Annotated in this window: 11 protein-coding genes; 6 read left to right on the top strand and 5 right to left on the bottom strand. The window is 55.1% G+C overall.

Features of this window, described 5'->3' with window-relative positions; all coding sequences use genetic code 11:
* Position 1: 1 nt before the first annotated feature.
* The 3 genes from AC1EKS_RS05875 to AC1EKS_RS05865 are packed head-to-tail and all read right to left on the bottom strand — an operon-like array spanning position 2 to position 2,669.
* On the bottom strand, positions 2–991 hold the full coding sequence (locus AC1EKS_RS05875; protein WP_481009394.1) for a metal ABC transporter permease: 990 nt from the start codon (positions 989–991) through the stop codon (positions 2–4).
* Complete coding sequence (locus tag AC1EKS_RS05870; RefSeq protein ID WP_481009393.1) at positions 988–1,725, bottom strand: metal ABC transporter ATP-binding protein; 738 nt, start codon at positions 1,723–1,725, stop codon at positions 988–990. Before AC1EKS_RS05870 ends, AC1EKS_RS05875 begins: the two co-directional genes overlap by 4 nt.
* Positions 1,716–2,669, bottom strand: coding sequence for a metal ABC transporter substrate-binding protein (locus tag AC1EKS_RS05865; protein ID WP_481009392.1), 954 nt, complete (start codon positions 2,667–2,669; stop codon positions 1,716–1,718). The genes AC1EKS_RS05870 and AC1EKS_RS05865 overlap by 10 nt, the downstream gene beginning before the upstream one ends.
* Before the next feature lie 232 nt (positions 2,670–2,901).
* On the opposite strand from AC1EKS_RS05865, the gene AC1EKS_RS05860 reads away from it, so the two are divergent.
* The 6 genes from AC1EKS_RS05860 (at position 2,902) to AC1EKS_RS05835 (ending at position 10,705) form a co-directional block, all read left to right on the top strand.
* Positions 2,902–4,296, top strand: a complete 1,395-nt coding sequence (locus tag AC1EKS_RS05860) for a glycine--tRNA ligase (RefSeq protein WP_481009391.1) — start codon at positions 2,902–2,904, stop codon at positions 4,294–4,296.
* A 13-nt stretch (positions 4,297–4,309) separates the two neighbouring features.
* On the top strand, positions 4,310–5,659 hold the full coding sequence (locus AC1EKS_RS05855) for a YibE/F family protein (RefSeq protein ID WP_481009390.1): 1,350 nt from the start codon (positions 4,310–4,312) through the stop codon (positions 5,657–5,659).
* Positions 5,649–6,863 carry a tRNA dihydrouridine synthase DusB gene (gene dusB, locus AC1EKS_RS05850; RefSeq protein ID WP_481009389.1) on the top strand — a complete coding sequence of 405 codons (1,215 nt, stop codon included), beginning with the start codon at positions 5,649–5,651 and terminating at the stop codon, positions 6,861–6,863. Before AC1EKS_RS05855 ends, dusB begins: the two co-directional genes overlap by 11 nt.
* Positions 6,864–6,898: 35 nt before the next feature.
* Positions 6,899–8,152 (top strand): deoxyguanosinetriphosphate triphosphohydrolase, encoded by a 1,254-nt coding sequence (locus AC1EKS_RS05845; RefSeq protein ID WP_481009388.1) that lies wholly within the window; start codon positions 6,899–6,901, stop codon positions 8,150–8,152.
* A 49-nt stretch (positions 8,153–8,201) separates the two neighbouring features.
* Positions 8,202–10,223 carry a DNA primase gene (gene dnaG, locus AC1EKS_RS05840; protein ID WP_481009387.1) on the top strand — a complete coding sequence of 674 codons (2,022 nt, stop codon included), beginning with the start codon at positions 8,202–8,204 and terminating at the stop codon, positions 10,221–10,223.
* Positions 10,224–10,444: 221 nt separating this feature from the next.
* Positions 10,445–10,705 (top strand): DUF1540 domain-containing protein, encoded by a 261-nt coding sequence (locus AC1EKS_RS05835; RefSeq protein WP_481009386.1) that lies wholly within the window; start codon positions 10,445–10,447, stop codon positions 10,703–10,705.
* A gap of 200 nt (positions 10,706–10,905) precedes the next feature.
* Here AC1EKS_RS05835 and AC1EKS_RS05830 read toward each other — a convergent pair whose 3' ends face one another.
* Both AC1EKS_RS05830 and AC1EKS_RS05825 read right to left on the bottom strand, forming a co-directional pair.
* The gene (locus AC1EKS_RS05830; protein WP_481009385.1) at positions 10,906–11,880 is read right to left on the bottom strand and encodes a diaminopimelate dehydrogenase; all 975 of its coding nucleotides are present in this window, start codon (positions 11,878–11,880) and stop codon (positions 10,906–10,908) included.
* 96 nt (positions 11,881–11,976) lie between these two features.
* On the bottom strand, positions 11,977–12,762 hold the full coding sequence (locus AC1EKS_RS05825) for a glucosamine-6-phosphate deaminase (protein WP_481009384.1): 786 nt from the start codon (positions 12,760–12,762) through the stop codon (positions 11,977–11,979).
* Positions 12,763–12,885 lie beyond the last annotated feature (123 nt).

Genomic DNA, 12,885 nt, shown 5'->3' with positions numbered 1-12,885 from the left:
TTTAGTGATGCCCACAATTGCTAGGCTCTTGGGGGCTGCGCAGGTGGCGGCGGTACACCAGCGGACGCAGCGCTGCTGCCAGCGCGTATAGGATAATTAGTCCCATCACGATCGCGGAGCCGGAGGCGGCGGCCGTGAAATAGGAAAACACCAAACCGGCGATACACATGATTACTCCCAGCAGCATCGCCCATCCCATAGTGGCACCAAAGGAGCGGGCATAAATCTGGGTGATGGCTACCGGCACGATCATCAGCGCCGACACTAAGAGCACCCCCACTACTCGCATCGCGGTGGATACTGTCAAGGCGCTAACTACCGCTAAACAAATCGTCAATAGCCGCACCGGAATCCCGGAAGCTAACGCGAATTCCTCGTCATTGCAGATAGAAAAGAGTTCTCGGCGCAGCCCCAGGCCGAACACTAGGATTAGCGCTGAAAGCGCGATCGTCAAATACACATCCGACCAGGAAACGGCAGCGATTGAACCAAAGAGGTAGGAGTTTAACTGGTTGGTAGTGCCGCCTGCCAGGGAAATCACCAGTACCCCGGAAGCGATCCCTCCATAAAACAGCAAGGCCATCGCCACGTCTCCACTGGCCCCGCCTTTGGCACGCACCAATTCAATAATGACCGCCCCTACGATTGAGGCGATCACTGCCCCGGGGATCGCAAAAGCATCCCCTCCGGCTACTTCCGTTAGATTACCGACTACCCAGCCGAGTGCCACTCCAGTCAAGGCCACATGCCCGATCCCGTCTCCCAACAAAGACAGACGGCGTTGCACCAGGTAGGTGCCGATAATTGGTGCACTCAGCCCCACTAGGACCGCTACGATTAGGGAACGCAAGAAGAAAGGAGAGGCCAATAAGCTGCCCCAGTCGGCTTCGAAACTGGGCCAGGGGGCGCCGGTAGCGGGGAAGCGGGCGCCATTAAAATGTCCGCTGGCTGCGGCGGCACCATAAAAGCTACTGCTCGCGGAGATCATCATTTTGCGGCCGCCTCCTTCTCGGGAAGTGAGAGCCTGTTTGCATGTAGGTTGTCGCTAGCTATCTGCCCGGACACCAAGGTAATAGTCCGGTCGATCAGCGGAGCTAAGAATCCATGCTCATGCAACACAATCAACATAGTTTTGCCGGCGGTTTTTGCTTGGGCAATCGTATCGGCCAGACTTTGCGCGCTTTGGCGGTCAATCCCGGCCAACGGTTCATCCATAATTAAGAACTCTGGCTCGCGCACCAGGGCGCGAGCAATCAAAACCCGCTGCTGCTGGCCGCCAGACAGGAACTGAAACTTTTTATGCTCGGCTCCGGCTAAGCCCACTTTTTCCAGGGATTTTAGGGCGCGTTCCCGGTCCGATCGTTTCGCTCCCAGGCGTCCGCGGCGCAGTAGCCCCGAGCGCACCACCTCTAGAGCAGTAGCGGGAACGGTACCGAGCGCACTTTTTCGTTGGGGAACGTATCCTACTCTTGCCAGGGCTTGCGGATAATGTTTCTCACCCGATCGGGCACCAAAAATCTCTAAGCTGCCGGAGCTGACTGGGTTTAGCCCCACTGCGGCCCGCACCAAAGTGGATTTTCCGGAGCCGTTTTCCCCGCACAGTGCCACCGTGGTGCCCGGGGCAATCTGCAAGTTAATATTTTTGAGGATCAAATTGCCCTGTAGGGCGACGGATAAATCCGCCGCCCTAAAAGGTAGAGATCCTTTAGTCTCGGTTACTGACATTTCATCGCTTTACTAAGTTTTCCCAGATTGTCCTGCATTACTTGCAGGTAATCCCGGTTCTTATCTACTTGAATTTCCAAGGGGTCAAGTACCTGGGATTTGATTCCTAGCTGCTCGGCTAAAGTTTTGGTGTCTTTATCGCCGAGGGCGCTCTCTGAAAACAATACGTTGACTTGTCTAGCCTTCGCAATATTGGCGACTTCCTGTAGCCGGGTCAGCGAGGTCTCCGCTTCTGGGTCAACTCCCTTTACTCCCACCTGCTCGAATCCGTAGCGATCTGCCAGATATCCGTAGGCTTCGTGGGCAGTGACCGCGGTGGGTGTGGCGCATTTACTCAGGCCAGCGCGGTATTCCTTATCCAAGGTAGCCAGCTTGTCTTGCAGCACTTTCCCATTTTTCTTAAAAGTATCAGCGTGTTTCGGGTCGGCCTTGCTGAGGGTGGCCACTACCTGCGGTACCACTTGGGAGAGGCGCTGGGGATCTAACCAAAAGTGAGGGTCAAAAGCGCCGTGATGATGTTCGTGCCCGGCTTCGCCCTCGTGCTTGCCCTCATGCTCTTCTTCGTGCTCGGCGGCCTCCTCGGCAGTAAGCTTCTTGAGCTGGGCGGCCTTGGCTACATCCAAAGTGTTCTTAGGGGCGGCTTCTTTCACCGCGTCATCGACGGCGGCTTGAAATCCGGAGAGATAGATCAGGGCGTCGGCGCGCGACATAGTGGTGAGGTCTTTTGCGGACAGCTCCACCTCGTGAGCTTCTCCCGAAGGAGTCAGGTTAGTTACCTGCACTAGGTCCCCGCCCACTTGGCTAGTTACGTACGCCAGGGGATAGAAGGAGGCAACGGCATCTACTTTTCCGCTCTGTTCACCCTTGGCGCCGGTAGAACAACCCGTTAGTGCTAAAGCGCCGATTGCAGCGGCGCAGATTATTTTTCGTATTCCTGTTTGCATAGCAAAAAATATAAACGATAACCGTTCTCAAAAGCAAAGCGATGGGCGTACAATAAGTAACGAGAAAAACTCCAGGTGAACCCGGAAAAACTGGTTTTTCCTAGGCCCCTGCCTCTTTTTTAGAGTTGTAAGTCACGCTCCGGCCTTCCGGTTCTGGGAAAGTACAGACAACCCGGTAGAATCTGGGGTGGTAGCGCCTTCGCGCAGCAAGTTGAGCTTAAGGAGAAATACAGTGGCTGAAACGCCCTCGAATTTGGAAAGTGTCATCAATCTGGCAAAGCGACGCGGCTTTGTGTACCCCTGCGGTGAAATCTATGGTGGAACCCGCTCTGCCTGGGACTACGGTCCTTTAGGGGTAGAGTTAAAAGAAAATATTAAACGGCAGTGGTGGAACCGGATAGTGCGTTCGCGCGCCGATGTGGTGGGACTGGATTCCTCGGTTATTTTGCCAACCAAAGTTTGGGAAGCCTCCGGTCACCTCAAAGCTTTCACTGATCCGTTGATTGAATGCACCGCCTGCCATACTCGCCACCGCCAGGATGACCTGCAGGAAGCCTATGCGGAAAAGCACCAGCTACCCTCCGCCGATGAGGTATCCATGGAGGACGTACCGTGCCCGGCTTGTGGGAAACGGGGACAGTGGACCGAGCCGCGCGCCTTCTCGGGATTGCTCAAAACTTTCCTGGGACCGGTCGACGACGAAAAAGGTCTGCACTTCCTGCGCCCGGAAACCGCGCAAGGTATTTTCATTAACTTCGCGAACGTAATGTCCTCTGCCCGGATGAAACCACCTTTTGGGATCGGGCAGATTGGCAAATCCTTCCGCAACGAAATCACTCCTGGGAACTTCATTTTCCGTACCCGCGAGTTCGAGCAGATGGAACTAGAGTTCTTCGTAGAACCGGGTACTGATGAAGAGTGGCATCAGTACTGGATCGATGAACGTCTCGATTGGTACCAAGACTTGGGGATCGCTAAAGACAATCTGCGCTTATATGAGCATCCGCAAGAAAAACTGTCTCACTACTCCAAGCGCACCGTCGATATCGAATATGCCTTCGGATTCCAGGGATCGAAGTGGGGCGAGCTAGAGGGGATCGCCAACCGTACTGACTACGACCTGGGTGTTCACCAGGAGGCTTCCGGTAAGAACCTGGACTACTTCGACCAGACAAAGGGGGAGCGCTGGATACCCTACGTGGTAGAGCCCTCAGCGGGACTTACTCGTTCGCTAATGGCCTTCATGGTGGAGGCCTATTGTGAGGACGAAGCCCCCAATGCCAAGGGGGGAGTGGATAAGCGTACGGTGCTGCGTCTAGATCCGCGTCTGGCTCCGGTGAAAGTAGCAGTTTTGCCCCTTTCCCGTAAGGATGAACTAACCGGACCGGCCCAAGAGATTGCCCAAGAGCTGCGAGCCAACTGGAATATCGAGTATGACCAGGCCGGTCAAGTAGGCAGGAGATACCGCCGCCAAGACGAAATCGGCACCCCCTTCTGCGTTACCTACGACTTCCAGTCCGGGGACGACCAGTGCGTGACCGTACGTGACCGCGACTCCATGGAGCAAGAACGGGTCAAAATTGCGGAGCTAACTAACTATTTAGCAACGCGGCTGGTGGGCTGCTAAAGGCAGGACGCGTTTGCATCAGCACCTCCGTCGCTCCAGTAATTCTCGCCCGGATCCACAGGCTCTGCGCCGTGCGCGCCGCATCCTAACTGCGCTGATAGTACCAGTTTTACTGGCGATTATTGTCGGTATCGTTACCCTATACAGTCCGAAACCCTTGGGGGATTCTCAGCAGGAGTGGGCGCAGCAGGGAACTAACCGTTTGAGCGGCCAGGTGAGCGGGTTAGACGGGAAAAAATGTCTGATTCCGGGACTGAAAATGCCCAAGGGAGCAGCTGACTCCACTAATGGCATGCCGGAAACGCAGCCACTGGTATGCGTGAAAGTCCTGGAAGGGCAGTGGAAAGACCAGATCGTACCGGTTAGGGTCCCCGAAGAATCCAAGTCGGCGATTCGAGTGGGGACTGCGGTGTGGATGCTTTATGACCCTGAAGCTATGGCCACCGGTACGCCCTTCCTCTTTACCGATATTAAAAGAGGCAACGCCCTGGCCATTATGGCGGTTTTGTATGTGATAGTTGTGGTGGCGGTAGCCGGCAGGCGCGGCTTCTTGGCGCTGCTGGGGCTACTGGCCTCCACCCTGGTGATTGTATTCTTTATTCTACCGGCGCTTATGGCTGGGCAACCTCCCATGCTGGTGACCTTGGCGGGGGTAGGGGCGATTATGTTCCTCTCGGTGTATCTGGCGCACGGGATTACTATCCGCACCACTACCGCTTTGCTGGGGACCCTTTTAGGGCTGGTAGTGACAGTTTTACTGGCATATGTAGGTACCCGGGCGGCGGGACTTACCGGAGCTAGCGGTGAGGACGCGCTGATCTTAGGTAGCCAGCTGCCGGCTCTGGCGCTGCCTTCCCTGTTTATGTGCGGAATCGTAGTGGCCGGCTTAGGCGCTTTAAATGACGTAACCATTACCCAGGCATCAGCGGTTTGGGAACTCGATGAGGCCAACCCGCAAATGCCGCGGCGAAAACTATTTTCCCGGGCAATGCGGATTGGACGTGATCATATTGCCTCTACCGTCTATACGTTGGCCTTCGCCTATGTTGGTACTGCGCTGCCTACTTTGATTTTGGCGATGCTCTCGAAGCGTCCTTTCCTGGAACTGCTTACGGTTTCCCAAATTGCCGAGGAAATCGTGCGCACCTTGGTGGCCTCAATCGGCTTGGTGTTGGCGATTCCCGCGACCACCGTGGTGGGGACTTTCTTAGTGAAATTCGTGCGGGCTTCCTCGGAGCCAGTCTCGGGAGTGCATTCGTCTTCCGCGAAAGATTCAGGAGTAAATGAGCAGGTAGAGCCCGAAATGTTAGGTGAAGGCATAAAAACGGTAGTGCGTAAAGGAGGCGGTCGGCATGCCCGCTAAGCTCGGGGAAATTATGGTTGCTACTCCTATCGCTTTGGCGCCGATGGCGGGAGTCACTAATGCACCGTTTCGCCGGATTTGCCGGGAACAGGCGGTGCAAGCGTTAAAAGATCTAGGGATTACCGCTACTGATGGCCCGGCCAGCGGGCTTTATGTTTGTGAAATGATTACTGCCCGCGCCCTGGTGGAAGGTAATTCCCATACTCTGGATTTGATCAAACCAGACCCGGAGGAGACTTTCCGTTCCGTGCAGCTGCACGGGGTAGACCCGGAAACTATGTATCAAGGTGCTCGGATGTTGGTGCGCCAGGGTTTGGCTGATCACCTGGATATTAACTTTGGCTGTCCGGTTCCGAAAGTGACTCGCAAGGGCGCCGGGGCCGCTCTACCTTGGAAAATAGAGCGCTTTGGGCAGATAGTGGCGGCAGTGGTAGCCGGGGCTGCGGCAGGGGAGAAAGATTCTCCCCGCGAAAAGTCAGTGCCGGTAACCGCGAAGATTCGTATCGGTATCGATGCCGATCATGAAACCTATCGGGATGCGGGCCTGCTGGCACAAAAGGTAGGGGCGAGTGCGGTGGTGCTACACGGCCGCAGCGCCAATCAATACTATTCCGGCAGCGCCAACTGGGAGGCTATTGCCCAGTTAAGACAGGATTTAGAGATCCCGGTCTGGGGGAACGGCGATATTTTTTCTGCCGAGGACGCCCTGGCAATGCTAGAGCAAACCGGTTGCGCGGGAGTGGAAATCGGGCGCGGCTGCCAGGGAAGACCCTGGCTGTTCTATGACTTGGCGAGCGCGCTTAACGGCTCGGATAACCGGGCCCGCCCCAACTTGGGGCAGGTATGCCGGATGGCGCTGCGGCACGCCCAGATGCTGAGCTCCTGGATGGGAAACCCGGAACGCGCCCTGCGGGATATGCGCAAACACCTGGGGTGGTATTTTCGGGGATTTGCGGTTGGGGGAGACTTTCGCCGCGCCCTCACCAGTGCTAATAGTTTGCAAGAGTTAGAGCAACTGTTTTCTACCCTAGATCCTGATTTGCCCTTCCCTCCAGCAGCGGAAGGTAAACGCGGCCGACGGGGTAACCCCCGCAAAACCCACCTGCCAGAAGGATGGCTAGCAACCAGAGAGGTAGATGCGGCCGCTGCCCGGATTCTGGAGGCTGCAAAGCTGGATACTTCCCTAGATGAGGGCGGCTATTAGGGGCAAAGCCCTAGGCGCAGGCTAGAGTGGAATATATGGAAAGTGCGCCCTATTCACCTCGCGATCGCGAACGCTTCAAAGCAGAGCCTACGAAATCTTCGCATCGAACCGAGTTTGCTAGAGACCGCGCCCGGATTATGTATTCTTCAGCGCTGCGGCGTCTGGGCGCAAAAACTCAGGTGCTGGGGCCGGCCACCGATTCTTTTATCCGCACCCGGCTTACTCATTCCATAGAGGTTTCCCAGGTAGGCCGGTCAATAGCGCAAGAGATGGGGTGCGACCCCGATATCGTGGATGCCGCTTGCCAAGCCCACGACCTGGGACATCCGCCTTTTGGACACAATGGGGAGCGGGCCCTCGACGAAGTTGCCAAGGATATTGGTGGTTTTGAGGGAAATGCGCAAACTTTCCGCCTGCTTACCCGCCTGGAACCCAAAGTTCTCAGTGAAAAAGGAAGTCCTTTGGGGTTAAATCTGACGCGCGCCACCCTGGACGCAGTTTGTAAATATCCTTGGCTCAAAGGGGAGGGCGCCAATAGCGAGTATTCGCGCCGCAAATACAATTGCTACCGCGAAGACGCCGAAGTTTTTAACTGGATGCGAACCTTTTCCCCTCCCCGGCAGCGCTGCCTCGAAGCGCAAATCATGGATATTTCCGATGATATTGCCTATTCAGTGCACGATGTCGAAGATGCCATCCAAACCCGGGGGATAGATCCCGCTACCTTGGGGGAGAGCAAATCTTTAGAACTGGTGTTTAAGACCGCGACTGAATGGTACGGAGCCGTGCAGGGCGATGAATTAGAAAATGCCTGGAAACGGATTCGGGGTCTGCCGGAGTGGCTGGCTAGTTTCGATGGTTCCTATCGCGATATGGCGCGGCTGAAAAATATGACTTCCCAACTGATCGGACGCTTTTGCTCGGCAGTCTCTACTGCGACTTTGCAGGCGGCAGGAACCGGTCCCTTGCATCGTTACGATGCAGATCTGGTTATTCCGGATACCACCCTCGCCGAAATCAAGCTTTTAAAGGGAATCGCTGCCGCCTATATGATGGCGCCGCGAGAAACCGAGCCTATTTATTTAGCGCAGCGCACCACTATCTATGAACTAGCCGATGCGCTCTGGGAGCGCCCGGAAGAGCTGGAAGAACCCCATCTTAGCGCTTGGCGTCAGGCCAGTGACGATGAAGGCAGATTGCGAGCCCTAGTTGATCAAATTGCTTCGCTGACCGACACTAGCGCTAACCAGTGGCACGGGCGCATCTGCGGTATGTTCCGTTCCCTGTAAGATTCGGAACCTGTACTCCGGGGAGCTCGCCCTCGCTTATGATTAAGACATGGCGGGGTTAATTCGACGTGAGGATATCGATCAGGTGCGCGAGCGTGCCCGGATCGATGAAATCGTGGGCGAGCAGGTGGCGTTGCGCCCGGCCGGAGTCGGTTCCCTGAAAGGACTTTGTCCCTTCCATGACGAACGGACCCCCTCGTTTCATGTGCGTCCTGCTCAAGGCTACTATCACTGCTTTGGATGCGGAGAGGGTGGGGACGTAATCAAGTTTGTTGAAAACATTCACCACCTCTCTTTTACGGAAGCGGTGCAATACCTGGCCGATAAAACCGGTGTTACCTTGCATTATGAAGAAGGTGGAGGGGGAGATAGGAAAGATCCTAACCGGGTTTCCCGCTCGCGAATCACCGAAGCTAACCGCAACGCCGCGCAATTCTTCCGCTCCCAATTGGGGAGCAAAGAAGGCGAGGTGGCACGCAACTTTCTTCTCGCTCGCGGATTCGACGCTGATGCTATTGCTAAGTTTTCCCTGGGATACGCGCCTAACTCGTGGGACGCGCTTCTTTCTTATCTGCGCAAACGCGGATTTACCGAACCGGAGCTGGCGGCGTCGGGACTGTTTTCTAAAGGGCAACGCGGGCCCTATGACCGCTTTCGGGGGCGGGTGATTTGGCCAATAGCAAACCTGACGGGAGAAGTGGTGGGCTTTGGGGCGCGCCGACTTTCAGACGAAGATAAAGGACCAAAATACTTAAATACTCCCGAAACTGCGGTCTATAAGAAATCCGAAGTGCTCTACGGGATCGAGATGGCCAAGAAAGCCATCAGCAAGCAACGCCGAATTGTGGTAGTTGAAGGCTATACCGACGTAATGGCCGCTCATCTTTCCGGGGTGGAATGCGCGGTCGCTACCTGCGGCACTGCCTTTAGCGCTGGTCACGTACGGATTGTGCGCCGCCTGTTGGGTGATAGCGCCGATCCGGCCGCCGGAGTGATGCTCTCGTCCGGGAAAGCCCGGGGCGGGGAAGTGATTTTTACTTTCGATGGCGATGCGGCCGGACAAAAGGCAGCCCTGCACGCCTTCGCAGAAGACCAGGCCTTTGCCTCCCAAACCTTCGTGGCTATCGAGCCGTCGGGCAAGGATCCCTGTGACCTCTGGCAGGCCAAAGGTGCTAGTGCAGTGCGAGCACTGGTGGATTCGCGCCGTCCCCTATTTGAGTTTGTGTTACGCACTATCCTAAAAGCTCACAACCTGGATACTTCCGAAGGGCGGGTGGCTGGTTTACGAGCCGCCGCCCCCATAGTGGGACGGATTCGGGATCTGGCGCTGCGTTCGGAATATACCCGGCGCCTGGCCGGTTGGGTGGGGATGCCTGAAGACGAGGTGCGCCAAATAGTGCGAAACGCTTCCCGCGCTCAACCCAAACCAGCTCCCGGATTAGGTAATATTCCCGCAGGTAGCCCCTTTGCGTCCGCAGCTTCTACTGGGGGCGGCCAAAGCGGGAACCCGGGAACCTCGGGCGCACCGGCGGCAATTACTTTGCCAGATAGTTCTGATCCGGTCGCCAACTTGGAGCGGCAAGCTTTGGAGTGCCTATTGCAGCTCCCGGCCAGCCTTTTCGGCATCGGAGTAGAAACGGTTTCCCCCGCAGCCTTTAGAGTACCCATGTTCAGCGCCCTTTTTGCCGCCATTTCCAGTGTGGGAGGCTTAGAAAAATACGCGGAACTATGGCGAGGTGCCGAGGATGAACTGGGGATGCCAGGGAAACGCGCAGTAATCCTAGCTACTAAACGTTGGGTTGAACTGCTTAATACACAGGTTGGGCAGCAGTTACAAAGTCTACTGTCCGCGCTAGTGGTGTCCCCGCTCCCGCAAGACGATCCCGAGCGTTTAAACGATTACGCGCGGGGAATGTGGGGAGCAATGATTCGCGGCGACCTATCCCGCCAAATTGCGGAGACAAAGGCACGACTACAACGCTGTGACCCCCAAGATGAGCAGTATCAACAGATTTTTTCCGAATTAATGGACCTGGAGAATACCCGCCGTAACCTGCAAAAATATAAATAAGCAACAACTTAGGTACGCAATACTAATTTAAGTCATAGCGCTATTGCTATTTAAATTTAGGGGACGCTATTTTGCATATTAGAATAAAAAAAGCTTTTTACCAGGGAATATGTCTTTTTATTTGTGGGTGGGACATTTCTAAATTTATTTCCTTTTCTTTCGTATATTCCTCGCGTAGATTGAAATTGTCTTAATAAGAAATCTTCAAAGGGGGAACTCAAATGGCAATGCCGGGAGTAAATTGTTCAGCTAGTGATTGCGCTTTCAACGATAATGGTTGCAACGCTTATGCGGTAACCATTGCTAAAGGTGGATGCGTAACCTTTATTTCTCTGGATGAAAAGGGCGGCCTCGGGAAAGTTAATTCCCAGGTTGGTGCTTGCCAGCTTGCAGATTGCAAGTTTAATAAACACCTGCTGTGCCAAGCCGATTCCGTTAAAGTTGGCGCTGATGAAAAGTGCCTTACCTTTGCTACTGCCTAGGTAATTGGGACAGTAAGTAACTAAGTACCCGGGTTCTTACTTAATAAGTAAGGATCGCAGATTAAAGGGGGCTGAGGAGTAATACTATTCCTCAGCCCCTTTAACTATTGGTCCTACCCGCGGCTGACACGTAGCTTAGGGGCAGCCGGACTAAAGCTGCTCTCGGTAGATGGCCCCAAATCTACAGGGAATTGCATTGTTTACAGCAACTGGGCGCGCAGCTGCTCGGGGGAGGACGGTGAATACCAGGCGGGAGGCAGATCCAGGACACTGGCAGCCCCGCGGTGGCCATGTTCGTGCAGACGAACCAGAGCACGAGCGCTGGCAGTCACCATCGAGCCAGTGAAATCGGGGTTGGAATCTAGCTGCAGCTGGAAGCGGACCAAGTGTTTGATTCCCTCGCGGGTATGTCCCACCCGAATCACTTCCCCGCCGTGAGGCATACCCGAATGATCCCGCGCCAGTTCCTCAGCAGAAATAAAGTTAACGGTGGTTTCATAGTCCGCAAAATATTTAGGCATCTGCTTGATCTCGCGGGCAATCGCTTCTTTATCAGCACCGGGAGCCGCTACTACGTAACAGAGCCGAGTATGTTTATCTGCCGTGGTTAGCTGGGGATTCTCACCGCTTTCAACCGCGCGCATCGCCTCTTGGTTGGGGACAGTGTACTGCACAGCGCCCTCCACCCCTTCGATGCGGCGAATAGCATCCGAATGGCCCTGGGAAACCCCGCGTCCCCAGAAAGTCTGAGTGTATCCGTCCGGGAGCACCGCACCGGTGAGGGTGCGGGCAATGGAGAACAATCCCGGATCCCACCCGGTGGAAATCAGGGCAGAATGTCCCGCTTTCTTGGCGGCGGCATCCATATCTGCAAAGTAGGCGGGAATATCGGCATGGGTGTCAAAAGAATCTACGGTATTGAAGTAGGCAACGGCGGCTGGTCCTTGGGTACGCAGATCGGTGGCACTGCCTCCGCAGCAAATACACACATCTACTTTCCCCGCAAAATCAGCCATTTGAGACAGAGAATAAACCGGAGTACCTGCAGTTTTCAGGCTCTCCGGGTCCCGGCGGGTAAAGACTGCCACCGCTTCCATATCGCCGGCGGCATTGACTGCTCGTTCTACTGCCTGTCCCAGGTTGCCATATCCATTTATTGCTACTTTTATCGTCATAGCCAGATATTACAATCTGGGATTGGCTCCATGTAAAAGCTGCCCAAAACTTAGACAGTTAGGGAGCTAAGTTTTGGGCAGCTACGGGAACTTGCTTTAGGCATCTAGCGGAAGATCTGGGTATTTAGACTGCCAGGTCTCGCGATAGTAGTCGGCCAGTTTCAGCTTGCTGGCGGCAGCATCATCGGCAATCACCACCACGTCCAGGTGGTACTGCAGAATCGAGGCAGGGCAAAACGCGCTGACTGCGCCTTCTACCGTGCCGGCCACCGCATCGGCTTTTTGCTCCCCGAAGGCCAGCATAATGGCTTGCCGCGAGCGCATAATCGTTGCTAGACCCTGGGTAATGGCGCGGCGGGGAACCTTGTTTTCATCGCCATCAAAGAAACGAGCATTATCGGTGATAGTGCGAGGAGCCAGGGTAACTACATTTGTGGGGTTGACCAGGCATCCAGAAGGTTCATTGAAGCCGATATGGCCATCGGCGCCGATACCTAGAATTTGTAGGTCTACCCCGGAGGTGATCGCTTCTTCGTAGCGCCGCGCCGACTCTTCCGGGTCGGGGGAAAGCCCATCGGGGGTCTTTAGACTCGAGTCCTTGAGCCCGGTTTTTTCGTCGCCTACCAGTTCGCGGCGCAGTACATTGCGATAGCGTTCTGGGTGGTCAGGGGCAATTCCTACGTACTCATCCAATGCCCACCCGGTGCAATGCTCTAAAGTGAAATCTGTTTCCGCATGCGCCTTCCGCAGCTCGGCGTAGAGGCCCTCGGGGGTAGAACCAGTGGCTAGCCCCAGCCGAAAACCGGGTTTAACCTGGGGGATAATCAGTTTTGCTGCCAGCTTGGAGCCAGCTTCCGGAGTGGGGGTAATCGCAATTCGCATCTAAGATCTCCTTTTCTAGGATTTTTCCGTCATTGGTTAGCGAAAATCATTGCTATTTTCTCACGTCTAGCGGGGCTAACGGTGACGGCACGCGTTAGCTACAATATGTTTCCCAGAAAAATA

The organism is Varibaculum sp. C0165D1, assembly GCF_056590355.1.
Note: the sequence above shows the minus strand (reverse complement) of the source record. Positions and strands in the feature narration are given on the sequence as shown.

What these genes read in the sequence shown, in the direction of transcription:
- AC1EKS_RS05875 (WP_481009394.1), bottom strand. Translation starts at nt 991, where the DNA reads ATGATGATCTCCGCGAGCAGTAGCTTTTATGGTGCCGCCGCAGCCAGC.
- AC1EKS_RS05870 (WP_481009393.1), bottom strand. Translation starts at nt 1,725, where the DNA reads ATGTCAGTAACCGAGACTAAAGGATCTCTACCTTTTAGGGCGGCGGAT.
- AC1EKS_RS05865 (WP_481009392.1), bottom strand. Translation starts at nt 2,669, where the DNA reads ATGCAAACAGGAATACGAAAAATAATCTGCGCCGCTGCAATCGGCGCT.
- dusB (WP_481009389.1), top strand. Translation starts at nt 5,649, where the DNA reads ATGCCCGCTAAGCTCGGGGAAATTATGGTTGCTACTCCTATCGCTTTG.
- AC1EKS_RS05845 (WP_481009388.1), top strand. Translation starts at nt 6,899, where the DNA reads ATGGAAAGTGCGCCCTATTCACCTCGCGATCGCGAACGCTTCAAAGCA.
- dnaG (WP_481009387.1), top strand. Translation starts at nt 8,202, where the DNA reads ATGGCGGGGTTAATTCGACGTGAGGATATCGATCAGGTGCGCGAGCGT.
- AC1EKS_RS05835 (WP_481009386.1), top strand. Translation starts at nt 10,445, where the DNA reads ATGGCAATGCCGGGAGTAAATTGTTCAGCTAGTGATTGCGCTTTCAAC.
- AC1EKS_RS05830 (WP_481009385.1), bottom strand. Translation starts at nt 11,880, where the DNA reads ATGACGATAAAAGTAGCAATAAATGGATATGGCAACCTGGGACAGGCA.
- AC1EKS_RS05825 (WP_481009384.1), bottom strand. Translation starts at nt 12,762, where the DNA reads ATGCGAATTGCGATTACCCCCACTCCGGAAGCTGGCTCCAAGCTGGCA.